Origin of the sequence: Enterobacter cloacae complex sp. 2022EL-00981 (assembly GCF_028737495.1) — a bacterium.
Taxonomy (GTDB): domain Bacteria; phylum Pseudomonadota; class Gammaproteobacteria; order Enterobacterales; family Enterobacteriaceae; genus Enterobacter; species Enterobacter cloacae.
This window is the reverse complement of the sequence record NZ_JAQZRK010000006.1, coordinates 45722-69615: the sequence shown is the minus strand read 5'-3', so window position 1 is coordinate 69615 and position 23894 is coordinate 45722. Positions and strand designations below refer to the sequence as shown.

Annotated in this window: 17 protein-coding genes; 7 read left to right on the top strand and 10 right to left on the bottom strand. The window is 55.2% G+C overall.

Annotated elements, in window-relative coordinates:
* Positions 1–19 precede the first annotated feature (19 nt).
* Both pflB and pflA read left to right on the top strand, forming a co-directional pair.
* Entirely contained in the window at positions 20–2302 is a 2283-nt protein-coding gene (gene pflB, locus PUZ33_RS07890) for a formate C-acetyltransferase (RefSeq protein WP_013097311.1), read from the top strand.
* A gap of 198 nt (positions 2303–2500) precedes the next feature.
* Positions 2501–3241 (top strand): pyruvate formate lyase 1-activating protein, encoded by a 741-nt coding sequence (pflA, locus tag PUZ33_RS07885; RefSeq protein ID WP_014831281.1) that lies wholly within the window; start codon positions 2501–2503, stop codon positions 3239–3241.
* Positions 3242–3277: 36 nt separating this feature from the next.
* Here the strand turns inward: pflA and PUZ33_RS07880 are convergent, their stop codons facing one another.
* The 10 genes from PUZ33_RS07880 to lrp all read right to left on the bottom strand — a co-directional run bounded on the left by PUZ33_RS07880 (position 3278) and on the right by lrp (position 17339).
* Positions 3278–3805, bottom strand: a complete 528-nt coding sequence (locus tag PUZ33_RS07880; protein WP_058680316.1) for an anti-virulence regulator CigR family protein — start codon at positions 3803–3805, stop codon at positions 3278–3280.
* A gap of 123 nt (positions 3806–3928) precedes the next feature.
* A complete protein-coding gene (locus tag PUZ33_RS07875; protein ID WP_058680315.1) occupies positions 3929–5077 on the bottom strand; it encodes an MFS transporter in 1149 nt (382 codons plus the stop codon).
* A gap of 274 nt (positions 5078–5351) precedes the next feature.
* Positions 5352–6215: a dimethyl sulfoxide reductase anchor subunit family protein gene (locus tag PUZ33_RS07870; RefSeq protein ID WP_058651188.1), complete on the bottom strand. Its 864-nt coding sequence runs from the start codon at positions 6213–6215 to the stop codon at positions 5352–5354.
* 1 nt (position 6216) lies between these two features.
* Positions 6217–6834, bottom strand: a complete 618-nt coding sequence (gene dmsB / locus PUZ33_RS07865) for a dimethylsulfoxide reductase iron-sulfur subunit DmsB (RefSeq protein ID WP_029882994.1) — start codon at positions 6832–6834, stop codon at positions 6217–6219.
* A gap of 10 nt (positions 6835–6844) precedes the next feature.
* Positions 6845–9289 (bottom strand): dimethylsulfoxide reductase subunit A, encoded by a 2445-nt coding sequence (gene dmsA, locus PUZ33_RS07860; RefSeq protein ID WP_058681027.1) that lies wholly within the window; start codon positions 9287–9289, stop codon positions 6845–6847.
* A 210-nt stretch (positions 9290–9499) separates the two neighbouring features.
* Positions 9500–10792: a serine--tRNA ligase gene (serS, locus tag PUZ33_RS07855; RefSeq protein ID WP_008499983.1), complete on the bottom strand. Its 1293-nt coding sequence runs from the start codon at positions 10790–10792 to the stop codon at positions 9500–9502.
* A 92-nt stretch (positions 10793–10884) separates the two neighbouring features.
* A complete protein-coding gene (gene rarA, locus PUZ33_RS07850) occupies positions 10885–12228 on the bottom strand; it encodes a replication-associated recombination protein RarA (protein WP_058681026.1) in 1344 nt (447 codons plus the stop codon).
* 9 nt (positions 12229–12237) lie between these two features.
* Positions 12238–12849: an outer membrane lipoprotein chaperone LolA gene (gene lolA, locus PUZ33_RS07845; protein ID WP_013097319.1), complete on the bottom strand. Its 612-nt coding sequence runs from the start codon at positions 12847–12849 to the stop codon at positions 12238–12240.
* A gap of 128 nt (positions 12850–12977) precedes the next feature.
* On the bottom strand, positions 12978–16709 hold the full coding sequence (gene ftsK / locus PUZ33_RS07840; protein ID WP_274205312.1) for a DNA translocase FtsK: 3732 nt from the start codon (positions 16707–16709) through the stop codon (positions 12978–12980).
* A 135-nt stretch (positions 16710–16844) separates the two neighbouring features.
* The gene (gene lrp, locus PUZ33_RS07835; RefSeq protein WP_000228469.1) at positions 16845–17339 is read right to left on the bottom strand and encodes a leucine-responsive transcriptional regulator Lrp; all 495 of its coding nucleotides are present in this window, start codon (positions 17337–17339) and stop codon (positions 16845–16847) included.
* 544 nt (positions 17340–17883) lie between these two features.
* On the opposite strand from lrp, the gene trxB reads away from it, so the two are divergent.
* The 5 genes from trxB to infA all read left to right on the top strand — a co-directional run bounded on the left by trxB (position 17884) and on the right by infA (position 23707).
* On the top strand, positions 17884–18852 hold the full coding sequence (gene trxB / locus PUZ33_RS07830; protein WP_013097321.1) for a thioredoxin-disulfide reductase: 969 nt from the start codon (positions 17884–17886) through the stop codon (positions 18850–18852).
* Between the two features lie 114 nt (positions 18853–18966).
* Positions 18967–20733, top strand: coding sequence for a heme ABC transporter permease/ATP-binding protein CydD (cydD, locus tag PUZ33_RS07825; protein WP_274205311.1), 1767 nt, complete (start codon positions 18967–18969; stop codon positions 20731–20733).
* Positions 20733–22454 (top strand): heme ABC transporter ATP-binding protein/permease CydC, encoded by a 1722-nt coding sequence (cydC, locus tag PUZ33_RS07820; protein WP_038419020.1) that lies wholly within the window; start codon positions 20733–20735, stop codon positions 22452–22454. The genes cydD and cydC overlap by 1 nt, the downstream gene beginning before the upstream one ends.
* A 45-nt stretch (positions 22455–22499) precedes the next feature.
* The gene (gene aat / locus PUZ33_RS07815; RefSeq protein WP_013097324.1) at positions 22500–23204 is read left to right on the top strand and encodes a leucyl/phenylalanyl-tRNA--protein transferase; all 705 of its coding nucleotides are present in this window, start codon (positions 22500–22502) and stop codon (positions 23202–23204) included.
* 284 nt (positions 23205–23488) lie between these two features.
* A complete protein-coding gene (infA, locus tag PUZ33_RS07810; protein ID WP_002211347.1) occupies positions 23489–23707 on the top strand; it encodes a translation initiation factor IF-1 in 219 nt (72 codons plus the stop codon).
* Positions 23708–23894: the final 187 nt, after the last annotated feature.

The window sequence follows — 23894 nt, the reverse complement described above, 5'->3', positions numbered from 1 at the left end:
TTAAGAAGGTAGGTGTTACATGTCCGAGCTTAATGAAAAGTTAGCCACAGCCTGGGAAGGTTTTGCAAAAGGTGACTGGCAGAATGAAGTAAACGTACGTGACTTCATTCAGAAAAACTATACCCCGTATGAAGGTGACGAATCCTTCCTGGCTGGCGCAACTGAAGCGACCACCAAGCTGTGGGACAGCGTAATGGAAGGCGTAAAACTGGAAAACCGCACTCACGCGCCAGTTGATTTTGACACCTCCGTTGCTTCCACCATCACTTCTCACGATGCTGGTTACATCAACAAAGCCCTTGAGAAAATCGTTGGTCTGCAGACTGAAGCACCACTGAAACGTGCGATCATCCCGTTCGGTGGTATCAAAATGGTTGAAGGTTCCTGCAAAGCGTACAACCGCGAGCTGGACCCAATGCTGAAAAAAATCTTCACCGAATATCGTAAAACCCACAACCAGGGTGTATTCGATGTTTACACCAAAGACATTCTGAACTGCCGTAAATCCGGTGTTCTGACTGGTCTGCCAGATGCCTACGGCCGTGGCCGTATCATCGGTGACTACCGTCGCGTTGCGCTGTACGGTATCGACTTCCTGATGAAAGACAAATACGCGCAGTTCGTTTCCCTGCAGTCCGATCTGGAAAACGGCGTAAACCTGGAAGCGACTATCCGTCTGCGTGAAGAGATCGCTGAACAGCACCGTGCGCTGGGTCAGATCAAAGAGATGGCTGCTAAATATGGCTGCGATATCTCTGGTCCTGCAACTAACGCTCAGGAAGCTATCCAGTGGACCTACTTCGGCTACCTGGCCGCAGTTAAGTCTCAGAACGGTGCAGCAATGTCCTTCGGTCGTGTATCCACCTTCCTGGATGCGTACATCGAACGTGACCTGAAAGCAGGTAAAATCACCGAGCAAGACGCTCAGGAAATGATTGACCACCTGGTCATGAAACTGCGTATGGTTCGCTTCCTGCGTACCCCAGAATATGATGAACTGTTCTCTGGTGACCCAATCTGGGCAACCGAATCTATCGGTGGTATGGGCGTAGATGGCCGTACTCTGGTCACCAAAAACAGCTTCCGCTTCCTGAACACCCTGTACACCATGGGTCCTTCTCCGGAGCCAAACATCACCGTTCTGTGGTCTGAAAAACTGCCTCTGAACTTCAAGAAATTCGCCGCTAAAGTGTCCATCGACACCTCTTCTCTGCAGTATGAGAACGATGACCTGATGCGTCCGGACTTCAACAACGACGACTACGCTATCGCATGCTGCGTAAGCCCAATGGTTGTTGGTAAACAAATGCAGTTCTTCGGTGCGCGTGCAAACCTGGCGAAAACCATGCTGTACGCTATCAACGGCGGCGTTGATGAAAAACTGAAAATGCAGGTTGGTCCTAAGTCTGAACCAATCAAAGGCGATGTGCTGAACTATGACGAAGTCATGGATCGCATGGATCACTTCATGGACTGGCTGGCGAAACAGTACGTTACTGCACTGAACGTTATCCACTACATGCACGACAAGTACAGCTACGAAGCCTCTCTGATGGCGCTGCATGACCGTGACGTTATCCGTACCATGGCGTGTGGTATCGCAGGTCTGTCCGTTGCTGCTGACTCCCTGTCTGCTATCAAATATGCGAAAGTTAAACCAATTCGTGACGAAGACGGTCTGGCTATCGACTTCGAAATCGAAGGCGAATATCCGCAGTTTGGTAACAACGACGCTCGCGTTGATGACATGGCGGTTGACCTGGTTGAACGTTTCATGAAGAAAATTCAGAAACTGACCACTTACCGTAACGCTATCCCGACTCAGTCTGTTCTGACCATCACCTCTAACGTTGTGTATGGTAAGAAAACCGGTAACACCCCAGACGGTCGTCGTGCTGGCGCGCCATTTGGCCCAGGTGCTAACCCAATGCACGGTCGTGACCAGAAAGGTGCGGTTGCCTCTCTGACTTCCGTTGCAAAACTGCCGTTTGCTTACGCGAAAGATGGTATCTCTTACACCTTCTCTATCGTGCCAAACGCGCTGGGTAAAGATGACGAAGTACGTAAAACTAACCTCGCGGGTCTGATGGATGGTTACTTCCACCACGAAGCGTCCATCGAAGGTGGTCAGCACCTGAACGTGAACGTCATGAACCGTGAAATGCTGCTCGACGCGATGGAACACCCTGAGAAATATCCTCAGCTGACCATCCGTGTATCTGGCTACGCAGTACGCTTTAACTCCCTGACTAAAGAACAGCAGCAGGACGTTATCACCCGTACTTTCACTCAGTCCATGTAACTGGAATTGACTGAAATCACGCGTTAAAAAGCGTACAATAAAGGCTCCACGTCAGTGGGGCCTTTTTCTTCCCCACCCCAGTCTCTTTTGGCCGCTATCTATACTGAATGGATAGCAGCCAAAACAGACTCGACATAGCCTTTGAGCTGTGCATCAACACAGGCCCCGGGATGGGCCAAATTCGGAGATATCACCGCAATGTCAATTATTGGTCGCATTCACTCCTTTGAATCCTGTGGCACTGTTGATGGCCCGGGCATCCGTTTTATCACTTTTTTCCAGGGCTGCCTGATGCGCTGCCTGTATTGCCACAACCGTGACACGTGGGATACGCATGGCGGCAAAGAAGTGACCGTTGAAGATCTGATGAAAGAGGTGGTGACTTACCGCCACTTTATGAACGCGTCCGGCGGGGGCGTCACCGCATCCGGTGGTGAAGCCATTCTTCAGGCGGAATTTGTGCGCGACTGGTTTCGCGCCTGCCACAAAGAAGGCATACACACCTGCCTCGACACGAACGGGTTTGTGCGCCGCTACGATCCGGTCATCGATGAATTGCTTGAAGTCACCGACCTGGTCATGCTCGATCTCAAACAGATGAATGATGAGATCCACCAGAACCTGGTTGGCGTATCCAACCACCGTACGCTGGAGTTCGCCAAATATATTTCAGCCAAGGGCATCAAAACCTGGATCCGCTATGTCGTCGTTCCAGGCTGGTCTGATGATGATGATTCCGCACATCGCCTGGGCGAATTTACCCGCGATATGGGCAACGTCGAGAAAATTGAGCTTCTGCCCTACCATGAGCTGGGTAAACATAAATGGGTGGCGATGGGTGAAGAATATAAGCTTGATGGCGTTAAGCCGCCGAAGAAAGAGACGATGGAGCGTGTGAAAGGTATTCTGGAACAATACGGACACAAGGTCATGTATTAAAGAAGAGGCCCGGTGAGAACCGGGCCTTTTTGTATTTTATTTAAAGACACCATTAATAATGGAAGTCACAATCGCAGTACTCAGCGCAACCAGGACCAGATCGTCACCGACCACGCGCCATTCATAGCCAGGATAGTTAGGGAGCTGGCCCAGCATGGAGGCTGGCACGGTTTTCTTCGCAATACCTGGAGGCAGTGGTTTGCCGCGTGCGAGGTTTTTAGCGATGCCCGGAGGCAGCGATTCATACCCCGTTAATCCATAGTTCACTGCCAGATGGCGAGCATGATCGAAGCTCACGCGAGCTGCGACATCATCGCTGACGCTTTTATTCGATTTACCCGGGTTGTCCAGACCACTTTTTTTATTGCCATGGGTATCGGACTTACCGTTGCCATGATTGCCGGAATTCCCGTTGCCGTGATTACCGCCATTACCTTGTCCGCCACTGTTACCGTGACCACCACCGCCATTCCCGTTTCCAGGGTTAGCCATGACCGGTGCTGTAGCAAACGTTAAAGACAACACTACTGCCAGTGCGGTAGTGGTTAAACGACGTGTAGCCATGATTGCTGCCTTTTAGTGTTAGAACTCACCTGAATTATCGCCTGGCGTGATAAACAAACAATGCGTAAAATTCTTATATGTGATGGGGACAAAAAAGCCAGTCAACGACTGGCTTTTAATTCATCAGGCATGCGCCACTGGCGTGGGATGTTCGCCCGCTTTGCGCAGCAGCATTAAGAGATAAATAAACGACACGCTGGCAATCATGATAAACAGCAAATTGTCGGAATAATTCTGCATCAGCATCGCGGTGAATGTCGGCCCCAGCAAACTGCCAATGGTATAGCTTAATAACAGCGCCTGGTTCATCGCCACCAGCTGGTGATGTTCAACTTTTTCACAGGCCCAGGCCATCGCGACCGGATAAAGTGTGAAACCTGCCGCCCCCAGAATAAACAGCGCTGGCGCCATCGCGGCATTGCTGAGCATGGCAAGGCAACCCATGATCACCACGAAGACCTGAACGCGCAACACCAGCAGACGCCCAAAACGGTCTGCCAGACGGCCAATCGGCCACTGTCCGACGATGCCCGCGCTGACCATTACCGCCATCCAGAAGCCGATCCCGGAATCACTGACGCCCTGATGGTTCAGGTAGAGCGGCATCAGACCATAAAGCGACCCCAGAACAATCCCGGAGATGATGCAGCCGTTCACGCCCAGACGCGCCTGTCGCAGTCTCAGCATCGGCCAGACGTGGGTCGCTTCCTGATGTTCACTGCTTTGATTCACAATGCGTGTAAAGAGCAGCGGCAGGATCGCCGCCAGGACCATGCCCGTTACCCACGGCAGAACGCTCATCAGGTCGGTAGGTAGTTTGCTGACCATTAATTGCCCAAGCACGGTTCCGACGTAATAGACCATCATATACGCTGCCAGCAGACGTCCCCGGTTGCGCGAGGTACCGCTGCACATCAGCGCACTTTCCACCACGACCCAAATCATCGCGCAGCCTACGCCAGCGATAAAGCGCCAGATCATCCAGCTCCAGAAGCCGACCATCAGGCCCAGCCCGGCACAGCCGGCAGCGAAAATCAGCGAGGCCAGATAATAGCTGCGGTTAAAGCCAACGCGTTTAATCAGGCTCCCCGTCATCAGGGTGCCCAGCAGGTTCCCCGTGAAAAAGGACGAGCTGACCATACCCACCTGCCAGGTTGGTAAGTTTTCATGGGCAAGCCATAGCGGGACGAGCGTATTCAACACTGCGATCGCCAGGGTCAACAAAAGCAGGCCACAGAGCAACAGGAGCACTGGCCGGGTATAGATGGTCATGGATTAAAAACCGTGAGGAAGTTCAGATTTCGTGCGCATCATGCCACTGGCAAAAACAAAGTCAATCCACCGATTCAGGCGTCACGCACGATATGTGCCATGTCGATTTAAAAAACTCATCCTGCTAATGCAAAGTCTGCTACTGATATTAATTATCTGGTTGTTTTTATTTATTTCAGGGGATTTTTAATACCAAACATCAGTCGAAAAATTTCATGATGGAAAAAAGAAAAGCCGGGCGCTATGTCCCGGCTTTTTATAACGAAAAATCAAATCAGCTGGCGATAGCCATGCCTACCGTCATATGCAGGCCGTAAAACACACCGCGACCGATCAACTCCCCTGCCAGCACCAGCACAAAGGCCACTGACAGTAACGGCAGTGCGGGCTGATAACCTTTAAGCTGAGGGGCAATCCAGCACACCAGCGCAACAGCCAGCAACACCACACGCCAGGCCATCAGAGAACCGTACTCTGGCACCAGGGCTGAGGCCTGCTGAATGGAGCTGTGAATGGTTGCCAGCTCAGCGCCCTGCATCAGCGCAACCATCGTGCTTACCACCAGCGCCAACAGCGAAACGGCAGGGAGCAGACGCATCGCCCAGCCGTCCACACCCGCCACGCGCAGCAGCAGGTAGCCCAGCAGCGGCCCGCCGATAAACATCGTCAGGAAGAAACTCATTGGCGTCCAGACGCTATACCAGGTGGGAACGGTATCGATGGTGTTATAAACCCGCACCATCATCCACACGAAGACCACGCCCAGCACCATTGTCACGATCAGCCACACGTTGCGCAGCCCCGCAGGAAGCTTTTTCAGGGCTGCCAGCAGCCACCCCAGCCCACCGACGGCAAAGAAGATCGCCCCGCTGGCAATTTCGTTACTCAGTGAGGATGCCCCCACGCGATTGAGAGAGTTGAACGCGCGCATTGGCGAGCCGAGGTGCAGCGTAGAGGCAATAAAACCGATCCCCATCAACACCCACAGACCAAACATACTCAGCACCACGCGCTGCTGCTGTTCAGCTTTCAAATCGCCTTTCAGTAACGCCAGCGCGAGCACAATAAAGCCACCCGCCACGCACTGCCCAAAGACCGTGAAGATCATCAGCGGCCATTCATGCCATCCACTTCCCATCTCACACCTCCTTCGGGTTTGCCAGATAGCCGGTGGTATCTCCCGTCGGGCGGCTGTTGGCGTTAGGTTTAATCACAATGCTCGGCTTCGTGAAGTGCGCGGACGGCAGTGGCGCGACGGCCGCAAGCTGGCCGTGTTTTTTACGCAGCTCGTCAATCGGGCCGAAGTCCAGCGCCCGCAGCGGACAGGATTCCACGCAAATCGGCTTTTTGCCCTCTGCGACGCGGTCATGGCAGCCGTCGCACTTGGTCATGTGGCCTTTGGCGGCGTTGTACTGCGGCGCACCGTACGGACAGGCCATATGGCAGTAGCGGCAGCCGATGCAGACATCCTCATTCACCACCACAAACCCGTCGTCGCGCTTGTGCATCGCCCCGCTCGGGCACACTTTGGTGCAGGCCGGATCTTCACAGTGGTTACAGGCAATCGACAGGTAATAGGCAAAGACGTTCTGATGCCAGACGCCGTTATCCTCCTGCCAGTCGCCGCCCGCGTATTCGTAGATCCGGCGGAAGCTGACGTCCGGGGTCAGGTCTTTGTAATCCTTGCAGGCCAGCTCGCAGGTTTTGCACCCGGTGCAACGGCTGGAGTCAATAAAAAATCCATACTGAGTTGTCATCGGTTACTCCTTACACCTTCTCAACCTGAACAAGGTTTGTGTGGGACGGGTTGCCTTTCGCCAGCGGCGACGGGCGCTGCGTGGTCAGTACGTTAATACTGCCAGCCTGGTCGATGCGGTTTGCATCCGGGCTGTACCACGCGCCTTCCCCCAACGCGACAACACCAGGCATCATGCGGGGCGTCACTTTGGCTTCGATATGCACCTCGCCGCGACCGTTAAAGATACGCACGCGATCGCCATTGCTGATGCCTCGCGCTTTCGCATCCATCGGGTTCATCCACATCTCCTGGCGGCAGGCGGCTTTCAGCACATCAACGTTGCCGTAGGTGGAGTGAACGCGCGCTTTGTAGTGGAATCCGGTCAGTTGCAGCGGGAATTTTGCGGTCAGCGGATCGTTATAGTTTTCAAACCCGGGCGTGTAGATCGGCAGGGGATCGATAACATCCCCTTCCGGCAATTCCCAGGTTGCGGCAATGTTTGCCAGCTCTTCGGAGTAAATCTCGATTTTGCCCGATGGCGTGGTCAGCGGATTCGCCTGCGGATCATCGCGGAAGGCTTTGTACGCCACGTGGTGCCCTTGCGGATCGCGCTGTTTATAGATGCCCTGCTTGCGGAAGGTATCGAAATCCGGCAGGTCAGGGATCGCTTTACGGGAAAGTTCATGCAGATGACGCATCCACTCTTCCTGAGTGCGGCCTTCTGTGAACTGTTGTTCGACACCAAGACGTTTCGCCAGCTCAGAGGTCATCTCATAGATGGTTTTGCACTCGAAACGCGGTTTGATGGCCTGGTCGGTGAAGATCACGTAGGACATGTTGCCGCAGGAGGCATCCAGCGCGAAATCCATCTGCTCCGAGGCGGTGCAATCCGGCAGCAGAATATCCGCATATTTCGCCGATGAGGTCATGTGGCAGTCGATCACCACAATCATCTCGCACTTCTTGTCATCCTGCAGGATTTCGTGGGTGCGGTTGATCTCCGAGTGCTGGTTAATAAGGCAGTTACCGGCGTAGTTCCAGATCATCTTGATCGGCACATCCAGCTTGTCTTTGCCCCGTACGCCATCGCGCAGGGCGGTCATCTCCGGCCCGCGCTCAATGGCGTCGGTCCACATAAACATGGAGATACTGGTCTGAACCGGGTTTTCCAGGGTTGGCATCCGTTCAAACGGCAGCGAATAGGAACCTTCGCGCGCGCCACTATTCCCACCATTAATACCCACGTTACCGGTCAGAATGGAGAGCATCGAAATAGCACGAGTGGCGATTTCGCCATTCGCGTGACGCTGTGGCCCCCAGCCCTGGCTGATATAGGCCGGTTTCGCTGAACCGATTTCACGCGCCAGCTGGACAATACGCTCCGCCGGTATCCCGGTGATTTTTGATGCCCACTCCGGGGTCTTCGCCACGCCGTCACTGCCCTGACCCAGAATATACGCCTTGTAATGCCCGTTGGCAGGGGCACTGGCGGGCAGGGTTTTCTCGTCATAGCCGACGCAGTATTTATCGAGGAATGGCTGATCGACAAGGTCCTCGGTGATCATGACCCACGCCAGCGCACTGACCAGCGCCGCATCGGTACCCGGGCGAATAGGGATCCACTCATCTTCCCGGCCTGCCCCCGTATCGGTATAACGCGGATCAATGATGATCATCCGGGCGTTAGATTTGGCGCGAGCCTGTTCAAGGTAATAGGTTACCCCACCGCCGCTCATGCGCGTTTCACCAGGGTTGTTACCGAAAAGCACCACCAGTTTACTGTTTTCGATATCGGACGGGCTGTTACCGTCTGCCCAGCCACCGTAGGTGTAGTTCAGGCCGGCAGCAATCTGTGCAGAAGAGTAGTCACCGTAGTGATTGAGATAACCGCCGCAGCAGTTCATCAAGCGCGCCACCAGCGTTTTACCCGGTGGCCAGGAGCGGGTCAGCGTTCCCCCGAGCGTTCCGGTGCCATAGTTCAGGTAGATGGATTCGTTACCGTACTCTTTTATCAGACGCTGCATATTGCTGGCGATGATATCGTAAGCTTCATCCCAGCTGATGCGCTCGAACTTCCCTTCCCCGCGCTTACCGACGCGTTTCATCGGGTACTTCAGACGGTCCGGGTTATAAACCCGGCGGCGCATTGAGCGGCCACGCAGACAGGCGCGAACCTGATGCAAGCCGTCGTAGTTATCGTCACCGGTATTGTCGGTTTCGACGTATTTGATCTCGCCATCCACCACATGCATACGTAATGGACAACGGCTACCACAGTTTACGGTACAGGCGCTCCACACCACGTTTTCCGGGGCCGTAGCCGGGGACAACGCATCCGCCGCCGACGCCAGTCGGGTAAAAGGGAGAGTGAAGGCACTGCTGGCAACGGCGAGACCGCCAATTGCCGTGGTTTTCATCAACCCACGGCGAGTGACCTCGGCAGCCATTAACGCTTCAGGCGCTTTGATTTTCATAAAGACTCACTTTGGTTGCTCACAAAGAATAAGGGGCGGAATTAACCGCGATATAGTTTTATATATAACGAGTTAATGCGTTATGCGTGTTTTATGCTGGCTTTCATTCGCAGGAGTATTACTACTTTAGAGGGAGGGGGTATTGCGTCGTATCAAACCGAGGGTATAAAAAAAGCGCCAAAAGGCGCTTTTTTGTTGTAAGGCAAAGAATTAGCCGATGTACTGCTGACCTTTCATGTATGGGCGCAGTACTTCAGGGATCTCAATACGTCCGTCTGCCTGCTGATAGTTTTCCAGCACGGCAACCAGCGTACGGCCAACAGCCAGACCAGAGCCGTTCAGGGTATGCACCAGACGGGTTTTCTTGTCGGACTTGCTGCGGCAGCGTGCCTGCATACGACGCGCCTGGAAATCCCAGACGTTAGAGCAGGAGGAGATTTCACGGTAGGTGTTCTGCGCAGGTACCCACACTTCCAGATCGAAGGTTTTGCAGGCGCCAAAGCCCATATCACCGGTGCACAGCGCCATACGACGGTACGGCAGGCCGAGCAGCTCCAGCACTTTCTCCGCGTGGCCGGTCATCTCTTCCAGCGCGTCCATGGACTCTTCCGGACGAACGATCTGTACCATCTCAACTTTATCGAACTGGTGCATACGGATCAGACCACGCGTGTCACGGCCGTAAGAACCCGCTTCAGAGCGGAAGCACGGAGAGTGCGCCGTCAGTTTGATTGGCAGGTCGTCTTCGTCGATGATCTCATCACGCACGAGGTTGGTCAGCGGCACTTCCGCGGTTGGGATCAGCGCGTAGTTGCTGCTGTCGGCTTCCTCGTCCAGCGGACGGGTATGGAACAGATCGCCGGCAAATTTCGGCAGTTGTCCGGTACCGTACAGAGTATCGTGGTTAACCAGATACGGAACGTAGGTTTCGCTGTAACCGTGCTGCTCGGTGTGCAGATCCAGCATGAACTGTGCCAGCGCACGGTGCAGATGAGCAATCTGACCTTTCATCACCACGAAGCGAGAACCGGTCAGCTTCACGGCTGCCGCAAAGTCCAGGCCCGCGTGCATTTCGCCCAGAGTAACGTGATCGCGAACCTCGAAATCGAACTCACGAGGCGTACCCCAGCGTTTCACTTCAACGTTGTCGTTTTCGTCTTTACCGACAGGAACGCTGTCGTCAGGAATGTTCGGGATAGCCAGGGCGATATCACGAATTTCGGCCTGAAGAACGTCCAGCTCAGCTTTCGCCTGGTCCAGCTCTTCACCCAGTTTGTTCACTTCCAGGCGTAATGGCTCAATGTCTTCCCCGCGCGCTTTCGCCTGGCCGATGGACTTCGATCGAGAGTTACGCTCTGCCTGCAGATTTTCAGTTTGTACCTGCAGAACTTTACGACGCTCTTCAAGAGCGCGCAGCTTATCTACATCCAGCTTAAAGCCCCGGCGTGCCAGTTTTTCAGCGACTGCGTCTGGCTCATTACGCAGCAGATTGGGATCGAGCATGCTTATCCTGTGCTTATCGAATTAAAATAGGAAAATGTGGCCACAGCCTGCGGCCACAGGGATACAATGCCAACATTACCGCAACGACTGAACTAACGGTAGCGTTTTATAGGGCTATTTTGATCCTGTCCGGCGAGCCAGGCGAGCTTTTCGCCAATCTTGCCTTCAAGACCTCTGTTTGTGGGGTGATAATAGCGGGTATGTGCCATTTCCTGCGGGAAATACTCCTCCCCGGCCGCGTAAGCGTTGGGTTCATCGTGAGCGTAACGATACTCCTGCCCGTACCCCATCTCTTTCATCAGCTTCGTTGGCGCATTACGCAGATGCACCGGCACATCGTAGTCCGGGCGCTCACGCGCATCCGACATGGCCGCTTTGAATGCGGTATAGACGGCATTACTTTTCGGCGCGCAGGCCAGATAGACAATCGCCTGAGCAATAGCGCGCTCACCTTCTGCCGGCCCGACGCGAGTAAAACAATCCCAGGCCGAAAGCGCCACCTGCATGGCGCGCGGATCGGCATTGCCAACATCTTCTGAAGCAATCGCCAGACAGCGACGCGCGACGTACAGCGGATCGCCACCGGCAGTGATAATGCGTGCATACCAGTAAAGCGCGGCATCCGGTGCGCTGCCGCGTACCGACTTATGCAGCGCCGAGATCAGATCGTAAAAACGATCGCCTTTGTTATCAAAACGCGCGCTACGCTCACCGGCAATTTCGGTCAACAGTTCCGGTTTTAATACCCGTTTGCCGGCGTCGTCGACTTCGGCCATATCGGCCATCATTTCCAGGGTATTCAGCGCCCGCCGCGCATCGCCGTTAACCAGCTCCGCAATTGCCCGACGCGTGTCGTCAGGCAGGATAATGTCCTGTCCGCCATAGCCGCGGGCTTTGTCGTCCATCGCCTGGGTGAGGACGTTTTCAATATCCTCGGTGGTGAGCGATTTAAGCAGGTAGACGCGCGCCCGGGAAAGCAGTGCCGAGTTGAGTTCAAATGACGGGTTTTCGGTGGTGGCACCAATGAAAAAGATGGTGCCGTCTTCGATGTGCGGCAGGAATGCATCCTGCTGACTTTTATTGAAGCGATGGACTTCGTCCACAAAGAGGATGGTTCGTCGCCCGGCGTTACGGTTCTGGCGCGCGCGCTCGATTGCCTCGCGGATCTCCTTCACACCGGATGTGACGGCCGAGATGCGCTCGACGTCCGCGTTAGCGTAGCGGGCGATCACTTCAGCAAGCGTGGTTTTACCGGTACCGGGTGGTCCCCAGAGGATCATCGAGTGCAGATGCCCGGCTTCAATGGCCCGCGGCAACGGCTTACCCGCAGCCAGCAGGTGCTGCTGGCCAATATACTGAGCTAAATTTTCTGGCCGCATACGCGCGGCCAGAGGTTGAAACGCATTATCTGAAAAATCGAGCGACAGGTTGCCCACTCATGCCTCTTACTTACGTTGGTCGTCCACCGTTACGCCCTGCGGCGGGGTAAACGTAAATTTAGATGCATCGACAGCGCCATTTTGCTGAGATTTGAGCTGATAGCTGCTGCGCTGATCGTCCTGCTCAACGGCGCCGAACTGATTGATGGTACCGTTAGTGCTTACATTGATGGTGAACTGCTTCAGGTTGCCGTTGCTGCCTTTTGGCGTCAGGACAAACTCATCACCGTTCTGCTTAATATTATACTGCTGCCAGTCGCTGGCCTGGTTACGGGCAATCAGCATAAATGGCGTGTTGCTGGTCGCATCTTTCAGCCAGGTGGCGGTTGCCTGCTCAACAAACGGGTTGAAGAACCACAGGGTTTTGCCGTCAGAGACCAGGATGCTCTCATCTGGCTGAGTCATGTGCCAGTTGAAAAGATTTGGGCGTTTTACCCACAGATCGCCCTGGCCTTCCTGCACCGCATTACCGCTGCCGTCAGTCACTTTTTGCGTGAAGCTGGCGTGGAAGCTGCTCACTTTATCCAGGCGGCTTTTAAGGTCGCTGGCCGCATCAGCCCAGACGCTGCTGGCGACAAAACTGGTGAGTAATGCACAGGCGATTGCGATTTTTTTCATTGTTGTTCCTTAAAATACGTCATCCCGAAATGGGGTTTCCGTTTTCTATTCTGGACCTGCCCGCAGGCAGGTGACAGAAGAAAATGCTTAAATTTGGCTGATTTACCCTTCTTTGCACACGCTGAAGATCAATCAAACGGCGGCGGAGCCAGCACCTCACGGTTACCGTTATGCCCCTGCTCGCTGACAATGCCCTGGGCTTCCATCTGCTCGATGATGCGCGCCGCGCGGTTGTAGCCAATACGGAACTGACGCTGAACGCCGGAGATAGACGCTTTACGTTTTTCGGTAACAAAATTAACCGCCTGGTCGAATAACGGATCCAGCTCTTCGCCGCCGTCAAAGCCACCGCCGCCGCCTTCGCTTTCGCTGTCGGAGGTAATGCCGTCAACGTATTGTGGACGACCACGCGCTTTCCAGTCCTGCACCACGGCATGCACTTCCTGGTCGCGAACGAATGCGCCATGAACGCGCACCGGAGAGGTGGAGTTCGGGCCGGAGTAGAGCATATCCCCCATCCCCAGCAGCGATTCAGCACCGCCCTGATCAAGGATGGTACGCGAGTCAATTTTGCTTGATACGGTAAAGGCGATACGGGTCGGAATGTTGGCTTTAATCAGACCCGTAATGACGTCCACAGAAGGACGCTGCGTCGCCAGGACGAGGTGAATACCGGCCGCACGCGCTTTCTGTGCCAGACGGGCAATCAACTCTTCCACTTTCTTACCGACGGTCATCATCAGGTCGGCGAACTCATCCACCAGCACGACGATGTAAGGCAGTTTTTCCAGCACCGGATGCTGGGCATCCATGCTATCGCCCGGTTTCCAGTATGGATCGGGAATTGGACGCCCCATCCGCGCCGCCTCGGCGATTTTCTCGTTATAACCGGCAAGGTTACGCACGCCCAGAGCCGACATCAGCTTGTAACGGCGCTCCATCTCGTTGACGCTCCAGCGCAGAGCATTGGCCGCGTCTTTCATGTCGGTCACAACTTCCGTCAGCAGATGCGGGATCCCCTCATAGACCGACAGTTCCAGCATTTTCGGATCGATCATGATGAAACGGACATCTTCAGGCTGCGCTTTATAGAGCATGCTGAGGATCATGGCGTTCACACCTACCGACTTACCGGAACCGGTTGTACCTGCGACCAGCAGGTGAGGCATTTTCGCCAGATCGGCTACCACCGGCTCACCCGCGATATCTTTACCCAGCACCACGGTCAGTGGTGAAGGGTTATCGCGGAATTTGGTGTTATCCAGCACTTCACGCAGGTAAACGGTCTGACGTTTTTTGTTCGGCAGCTCAAGGCCGACATAAGGTTTACCAGGAATGACTTCAACCACACGAACCGCAACGGTCGACAGAGAACGCGCCAGGTCGCGGGACAGGTTTGAAATACGCGCGGCTTTAACGCCAGGCGCCAGGTTGAGTTCGAAACGGGTAATGACAGGGCCTGGAGAGTAGTTGACCACGTCCGCTTTAATACGGAAGTCAGCCAGACGCGCTTCTACCAGACGGGCCATTTGCTCCAGCGCGAAGGTATCGACCGGCTCAACTTCTGCTGGCGGCGGCGTTAACAGATCCAGCGACGGCAGAGGCGTGCTCGGACGTTGCAACGGACGGCTGTCACCGTTACGCATCAGCAGCGGATGAATGAGACTTTCCAGCGGCTGTGCCTGAGGCTGCTGGAATTGTGGCTGCTGTGGCTGCTGTGGCTGCTGTGGCTGCTGTGGCTGCTGTGGCTGCTGTGGCTGCGCATAAGATTGTGGCGCAGGCTGCTGCGGCTGGGCGTAAGCCTGTGGCGCTGGGGCCGGCTGCTGACGCACCGGCTCGGCTTCCGGCATGACGCTCGGTGTGAACAGCGGTTCGCTCGGACCATCATCCACCAGATCTTTCATCGGTGAGAATTCGAAATCCGACAGCGAGAACGGGTTCGCACCAGCAGGTTGCTCACCTGAATAGCGTTGCTGCTGGGTGGCCGCAAACTGGCGTGCTAATTCTGCCTCTGCGGCATCATCATCGTCCGCCTGAGCAGGATGATCGTGCTGATACTCCTCGCCATAGCGCTGATGCTGCTGTGCGGCGAACTGACGCGCCAGTTCGTCCTGCTGCATTTCATCTGCATCATCGTCGTAATCAGATTCACGGGCTTTCTCCTCAGCCATACGCTGAGAAGGCAGTTTAATGCCATAGGATGCCAGCTCACGGCGGGTTGGCACACGCACGCGGTTAGGACGCGGCAACTGCGGGCCAATCCCCTCTTTTACCTGAGGACGTGGTGTTCCACCTGTCGCCAGGCTAAAGACCGGCGCCGCAGCCGAAGCGGCTGCTGTAGCCTGTTTCACGCTCTCTGCCACTGGTGCAACCGCAGGCGTTGAAGTAGCTGGCGGTGCGGAGACAGAAGGTGTATTCACAACAGGCTCCTGCACCGGCTCGGGAACAGGCTGATACCATGCTGCCAGTGGCTCGCGCTCACGGGCACGGCGCTCTTCAACCTCTTCGAAATAGTACATTGGCGGACGAGACGGTTTGACCTCTTCCACCACCTCAGGTTCTGGTTGAGGCGCGACATAAGGCTCAGCAGGCTGAACAGGCTCAGGGACATACTCCTGATACGGTTGCGCGACGGGCTGCTCGTCGTACGGGTACCCCTGCGGCTCATGAACGGGCTCAGGTTGATAAGGTTGCTGCCACGGTTCCTGCTGGACCGGCGCATAGCTTTCTGGCTCCGGTGCGATAACCGGCTCTGGCGTATGAACGCCCGGCGCCGTTTGCCACTCTACCTGAGGCTGTTGAATAGCGGACTCGGGAGCGGGAACCGACGCAGACGGCATAACGGCTTCCGCTGGTGCTGCATAAGCCTGCGCCGCCGTGGTCGCGGCTGCCGCGGCGGCAACCGGTGCGGTAACAGAGTGACCGTTTAGCAGTGGATCGTATTCATCAAAATCGCCCGGCGTGGCGCGACTGCCAGAGAAAAGCACATCATCAGGATCGACGGCGGCACCGGCTGAACGGTACTCAACATGATCGTCTTCGTCCATGCGTTTACCGGAGAAGAGCGCCGCATCGGTTTTACGGCCCAGCGGGTTGGCAAATTTCTCGGCGACGCGCTGACGGCGTGCCAGTGCTCCACGCAAAATACGTGCACGACGAGATTCACGACGCTGTACGGGCGCATCGTCTTCCTCTTCGTACTCATCTTCATATTCGTCTTCATCGACCCATGTGTCGTCACGACGGGTACGGTTGCTGGCAAAGGTCAGAATAGTGAGGACAAAACTGCCGATCTTCTCGGCAATGCTCACCCACGACCAGCCGGTGAACAGCGTTAATCCTGCCGCCCAGATACACAGCAAGGCCAGGGTACCGCCGCTGCTGTGAAGCATAGGCTGTAACGCAGAGCTCAGCAGGCTACCGATGACCCCGCCAGACGCGAAATACCAGATGTCATCGGCGTTGATGGCTGCCAGCCCGCAGGAAGTGAGGATCAACGCCAGCGCGCCTATCAGGCGCAGCGAAACCGCGAAATAATCGATGTAGTCGTCATTCTGACGATGGCGCCAGGCAAACCAGCATCCGCCAATAATAATGACGGGAATGGTATAGGCCATCACACCGAAAATGAAAAACAGGGTGTCCGCAAGCCAGGCACCGGGAACGCCGCCTAAATTATGGATAGGCTCATGCCATGCAGTTTGTGACCAGCTGGGATCTGAGGGGTTGAAACTGAGTAAGGCTGCCATCAGCCAGACGGCAAAAAGGACAATAACAATCAGCAACGCCTCAAGGAGCCGACGTCCGCTGCTTAGCTTCGATAATGTGACTTCTTTGTCTTCAGTGTATTCCTGGCTCAAGAAAGGCTCTCCAGGTATCAGGCATATCCTGCCTGTTTGCTAAAACGGACAACAGCGCCGGGACACCCCGGCACTGTTGCTGTATGGATTAACAGGAGTGTAATCAAACTACACTGATTTTGCACCTGTTCCGTGTTAGCGCGTCTTAATAACCAGACGATTGCTCTGTTTGACCTCTTCCATCACCACATAGGTACGGGTGTCGTTCACGCCTGGCAGACGCAGCAGGGTTTCACCCAGCAGCTTACGGTAGGCGGACATATCTGGTACGCGGGTTTTCAACAGGTAGTCGAAATCGCCAGAAACCAGATGACACTCTTGAATTTCTTCAAGTTTTTGTACAGCGGCGTTAAATTGCTCAAACACATCCGGTGCACCACGATTCAGAGTAATCTCAACAAATACCAGAAGTGAGGCATCCAGATAATGCGGGTTCAGCAGAGCCGTATAGCCCTGAATAAAACCCTGTCTTTCCAGTCGGCGCACACGCTCAAGGCACGGCGTCGGGGAAAGTCCCACACGTTTTGAAAGCTCGACGTTGGAAATACGCCCATCCTTTTGCAATTCATTAAGAATGTTACGATCGATACGGTCGAGATCTTTGCCAGGGCGCTTCTTGCTATCTACCATTATTATTGTCTCTCTGTATTCCTTCCCTACTCCTGCCTGGACCCTGTGCACATCACTGTTCAGAGCCTGTACCCGTTAGTCATCACATCGCCTGGTTATCTATTAGACGCGATGCGGATTCGGGTTCTGTTGGTAAGAAGACCGTTGCCCGAAGGCAGTCACCGACATCACGTATGGCGTCTGTCCACGCCATGCGTAGATTTCACTGACCCGGTAAAAATGGCATTTACATGCATGCCTATGCGGCACACGGTTAACGCGGTTTTTTTTCTTCCTTGAATGTTTTCGCAAAAGCGCAGGGGATTGTCAAAGCAAAACATCGATTTTTAGTACAACATGCCGGATATTCATTTCGGTGGGGTATTAATCCTCATTTTATTGCCTTATAAACAAGCGAATTTAAGAAGTAAGCCTGATGTTATAGCGCTCAATTTATCGTCATTGCCTATCGTACAGATTGAGATCAACATTGCTGTGCTCTTTTTTTACGGCAACAAATTCCCTACAATCCAGCCAACTGTCTGCCAACAACAATGGGGATCTCATGGGCACGGCCAAACACAGTAAGCTGCTAATTCTTGGTTCTGGACCTGCGGGATATACCGCGGCGGTCTATGCTGCACGCGCTAACCTGCAACCGGTTTTGATTACCGGTATGGAAAAAGGCGGTCAGCTGACCACCACCACTGAAGTGGAAAACTGGCCAGGCGACCCTAACGACCTGACCGGGCCGCTGCTGATGGAGCGTATGCACGAGCATGCGGCTAAATTCGAAACCGAAATTCTGTTCGACCATATTAACAAGGTCGATTTGCAGAACCGTCCGTTCCGCCTGACGGGCGACAGCGGCGAGTACACATGCGATGCGCTGATCATCGCAACGGGCGCTTCTGCCCGCTACCTTGGCCTGCCGTCAGAAGAGGCGTTCAAAGGTCGCGGCGTTTCTGCCTGCGCAACCTGCGACGGTTTCTTCTATCGCAACCAGAAAGTCGCGGTCATCGGCGGCGGTAACACCGCCGTAGAAGAGGCGCTCTATCTGGCGAACATCGCTTCAGAAGTGCACCTGATCCACCGTCGCGACACTTTCCGCGCCGAGAAAATCCTGATCAAACGTCTGATGGATAAAGTGGCGAGCGGCAACATTGTGCTGCACACCAACCGTACGCTGGAAGAAGTGACGGGCGATCAGATGGGCGTTGCCGGTCTGCGTATTCGTGATACCCAGAACACCGATAACGTCGAAACGCTGGAAGTGGCGGGCCTGTTTGTGGCTATCGGCCACAGCCCGAACACGGCAATCTTCGAGGGGCAACTGGAGCTTGAAAACGGCTACATCAAAGTGCAGTCCGGTATTCACGGCAACGCGACCCAGACCAGCATCCCGGGTGTGTTCGCTGCTGGTGACGTCATGGACCACATTTACCGTCAGGCGATCACCTCCGCAGGCACCGGTTGCATGGCCGCGCTGGACGCTGAACGCTACCTTGATGGGCTGGCTGAACAAGGTAAATAATCTTTACAAGTCAGTAACAAACGTAAATAAAGGCGGCGATAAGTCGCCTTTATTGTCTCCTCGTTGTAACATTGCGCTGCCCACTTTCTAATAACATCACCTGCAAAGCACGCAATGGAAAAAACCCGTCAACAAGAGTTAACACGCTGGCTAAAACAGCAGAGCGTTCTTTCCCGCCGCTGGCTCATGATTTCCCGTCTTCTGGGACTGATCAGTGGTCTGTTGATTGTTGCCCAGGCATGGCTGCTGGCCCGCATTCTCAATCATATGATCATGGAGAACATTCCGCGTGAAGCGCTTCTGCTGCCCTTCATCGTCCTGATCCTGGTTTTCATTCTGCGCGCCTGGGTCGTCTGGCTGCGCGAACGCGTTGGTTTTCACGCGGGGCAGCATATTCGCTACGAAATTCGCCGACAGGTGCTTGATCGTCTTCAGGAAGCCGGGCCCGCATGGATCCAGGGAAAACCAGCCGGAAGCTGGGCAACGTTAATCCTTGAACAGATTGACGATATGCACGACTACTACGCCCGCTACCTTCCGCAGATGGCGCTGGCCGTCTGCGTCCCGCTGCTGATTGTGATAACCATTTTCCCTGTTAACTGGGTAGCTGCGCTGATCCTGCTGGGTACCGCCCCGCTCATCCCCCTGTTTATGGCGATGGTGGGGATGGGAGCGGCCGATGCGAACCGCCGTAACTTCCTTGCGTTGGGTCGCCTGAGCGGCCATTTCCTTGATCGTCTGCGCGGGATGGAGACGTTACGCATTTTTGGCCGGGGTGAAGCCGAAACGGAAAACATTCGCCTGGCGTCGCAGGATTTCCGTCAGCGCACGATGGAAGTGTTACGTCTGGCGTTTCTGTCGTCTGGCGTACTGGAATTCTTTACCTCGCTCTCTATCGCCCTCGTGGCGGTCTATTTTGGTTTCTCGTATCTCGGCGCGCTGGATTTTGGTCACTACGGTACGGCGGTAACGCTGTCTGCCGGTTTCCTGGCGCTTATTCTGGCTCCGGAATTTTTCCAGCCGCTTCGCGATCTTGGCACCTTCTACCATGCCAAAGCGCAGGCCGTTGGCGCGGCTGACAGCCTGAAAACGTTCCTGGAGACGCCGCTGGCGCATCCGGAGCGGGGAGAGGTAACGCTGAACGCCAATGAACCCGTGACCATTGAAGCACGTGATTTCTCTATCCTGTCACCGGAAGGGAAAGTGCTGGCTGGCCCACTGAACTTTACCTTACCCGCCGGGCAACGGGTGGTGCTGGTAGGGACCAGTGGTTCAGGAAAGAGCTCTCTGATCAATGCATTATCCGGTTTTATGGCTTATACCGGCTCACTGCGCATCAACAAAACCGAACTGCGCGATCTCGATCCGAACGCCTGGCGTAAACAGCTCAGTTGGGTGGGGCAAAACCCGCAGCTGCCAGCCCCGACGCTGCGGGAAAATGTCCTGCTGGCTCGCCCGGATGCACGTGAAGACGAGTTGCAATCTGTTCTCGACCGCGCCTGGGTCAGCGAGTTTCTGCCGCTGCTTCCGCATGGCGTCGATACCGTTGTCGGCGATCAGTCTGCCGGGTTATCCGTGGGCCAGGCGCAGCGCGTGGCGGTCGCCCGCGCGCTGCTTAATCCATGCCAGTTAATGCTGCTGGACGAGCCAGCGGCCAGCCTGGATGCGCACAGTGAACAGCGCGTGATGGCGGCCCTGAACGCCGCCTCGCGGCAGCAAACCACACTGATGGTCACTCATCAGCTGGAAGGCATTGCCGACTGGTACCAGATCTGGGTCATGGAAAACGGTCGTATTGTTGAGCAAGGCGATCACGCCTCTCTCGTTACCGCGCAGGGCCCCTTCGCTGCCCTGCTGGCGAATCGTAAGGAGGACATCTGATGCGTGCCCTGCTTCCCTATCTCGCGCTCTATAAACGCCACAAATGGATGCTGACGCTGGGCATCGTGCTGGCCATTGTGACCCTGCTTGCCAGCATCGGCCTGCTCACGCTTTCCGGCTGGTTCTTGTCTGCCTCTGCCGTGGCGGGGGTCGCCGGGCTCTACAGCTTCAACTACATGCTTCCGGCGGCGGGCGTCCGCGGCACCGCCATTACCCGTACGGCTGGACGGTACTTCGAGCGACTGGTCAGCCATGACGCGACATTCCGCGTGCTGCAACATCTGCGCATTTACACCTTCAGTAAACTGCTGCCCCTCTCCCCTGCCGGACTGGCGCGTTTTCGTCAGGGGGAATTGCTCAACCGTGTGGTTGCGGATGTCGACACCCTGGATCACCTCTACCTGCGCGTGATTTCCCCGATAGTCGGCGCGTTTGTGGTGATTGTGGTGGTCACGCTGGGCCTGTCGGTGCTGGATGTCGCTGTTGCGCTGACGCTGGGCGGGATCATGCTTTTGACGCTCATTATCCTGCCGCCGCTATTTTACCGCGCGGGTAAATCTACCGGAGAGAACCTGACGCGTCTGCGCGGGGAGTACCGCCAGCAGCTCACCTCCTGGTTACAGGGGCAGGCCGAACTGACGATATTTGGCGCCAGCGAGCGCTACCGTGCGCGAATGGAGAACACAGAACTGAACTGGCATGAAGCCCAGCGCCGTCAGTCTGAGCTTACCGCGTTCTCTCAGGCGCTTATGATGTTAATCGGGGGTGTCGCAGTCATCGCCATGCTCTGGATGGCGTCCGGTGGCGTTGGCAATAACGCACAGCCGGGCCCTCTGATTGCCTTGTTCGTATTCTGTGCCCTGGCGGCCTTTGAAGCGCTGGCGCCGGTGACGGGTGCCTTCCAGCATCTCGGTCAGGTCATCGCCTCCGCCCTGCGCATCACGGAGATTGCGGAGCAGGATCCGGAGGTGAAGTTCACCGCAGAGCAAACGGCCACGCCTGAGCAGGTTGCCCTGACGCTCAGTAACGTCACCTTCGCCTATGACAAGCAGGCACAGAATGCGCTGGAAGGCATCAGCCTCGCTGTGGATGCGGGTCAGCGGATTGCGATCCTCGGCCGTACCGGCTGCGGCAAATCCACGCTTTTGCAGTTGTTAACGCGAGCCTGGGATCCACAGCAAGGTCAGATTCAGTTTAACGGAACTCCGCTGGCAGACTTCAGCGAACAGGCGCTGCGCAAAACCGTCAGCGTGGTTCCGCAGCGCGTTCATCTCTTCAGCGCCACGCTGCGCGATAACCTGCTGCTGGCTGCACCGGAGGCCACTGATGACGTACTCCGCGCCATGCTGGAGCAGGTCGGGCTGCATAAGCTGCTTGAAGACGATGGCCTGAACAGCTGGCTGGGTGAAGGCGGTCGTCAACTCTCTGGCGGTGAGCTGCGTCGTCTGGCGATTGCGCGCGCGCTGCTGCATGATGCGCCGCTGATGTTGCTCGACGAGCCCACAGAAGGGCTTGATGCGACAACTGAAAGCCAGATCCTTGATTTACTTGCGAATGTTATGGCCGGTAAAACCGTACTGATGGTGACACACCGCCTGCGTGGACTGGCAAGTTTTGATCGGATAATTGTGATGGACAACGGACACATTATTGAGCAAGGTAGTCACGCAGAGCTGTTGACGAAACAGGGTCGCTACTACCAGTTTAAACAGCGTCTGTAGACTATATTTGTAGCGTCCTCACTCGCGTACTGGAGTTTTGCTGTCATGCGCCTGGTCCAGCTTTCTCGTCATAACATTGCGTTCCCGTCGCCAGAGGGAGCGCTGCGTGAACCCAATGGGCTGCTGGCACTTGGCGGCGATCTCAGCCCTGCCCGGCTCCTGATGGCCTACCAGCGCGGCATATTCCCGTGGTTTTCACCTGGCGACCCTATTTTATGGTGGTCTCCCGATCCGCGCGCCGTGCTCTGGCCCACGCAGTTTCACCTGAGCCGCAGCATGAAGCGTTTCCACGCAAAATCACCGTACCGGGTCACATTGAATCACGCCTTCGGTCAGGTGATAGAAGGGTGTGCGGAAGACCGTCATGAAGGGACATGGATCACCCGCGATATCATCACTGCCTATCATCAACTGCACGAGCTTGGCTACGCCCACTCCATTGAGGTGTGGGAAGGTGGCGAACTTGTTGGCGGTATGTACGGCGTCGCGCAGGGGACGTTGTTCTGCGGTGAGTCGATGTTCTCCCGGGCGGTAAACGCCTCGAAAACGGCCCTGCTGGTTTTCTGCCAGGAGTTTGCTCAGCGCGGCGGGCAGTTGCTGGATTGTCAGGTTCTGAACGAGCATACCGCCTCCCTCGGTGCGGTTGAAATCTCCCGCCGCCACTACATTGAGCACCTGGATAACTGCCGTCAGGAGAAGCTGCCGCGCGATTTTTGGGTACCGCGGACACTCTTTATGCCCAATGTCTAAATGTTTTCCGCATATTTTTTATGAGGGTGTTATAATTATGCCGCAGAGTAGCTTCTGCCTGTTGCCCCGCCGCCGTTTGGGACCTTCGCTTCAGATAACGTCCTGACGTTTATCCTGTTGTATCCCCTTTACGAATGCGCTTTCCGTTCGGTTGTACCGTGACGCTTGGGCAATGCGCCGAAACTGTTTTGCTGCGTTTTAAACGCGCAATTCTTTACTTAATTGATGAATTTCGGCATTATCTTGCCGGTTCAAAACTTGGTAGTGATACCCCAGAGGATTAGATGGCCAAAGAAGACAATATTGAAATGCAGGGTACCGTACTTGATACGTTGCCTAACACCATGTTTCGCGTAGAGCTGGAAAACGGTCACGTGGTAACTGCGCACATCTCCGGTAAAATGCGCAAAAACTATATCCGCATTTTGACGGGCGACAAAGTGACTGTTGAACTGACCCCGTACGACCTGAGCAAAGGCCGCATTGTCTTCCGTAGTCGCTAATTGTTTTCGCCTGTAATGGCAGATGAATATTTAATAAGGCCGGGATAATCCCGGCCTTTTTTTATTCATGGCTTTAGTGTTGGTGTATTGTCTTCCACGGTTGTACAGAGGCGCCAATTTATGGCTGTGGATTTATCCAGAACCAACATCGAACGAAACTGGAAAGCGCCTTGCAAAATTACTCTGC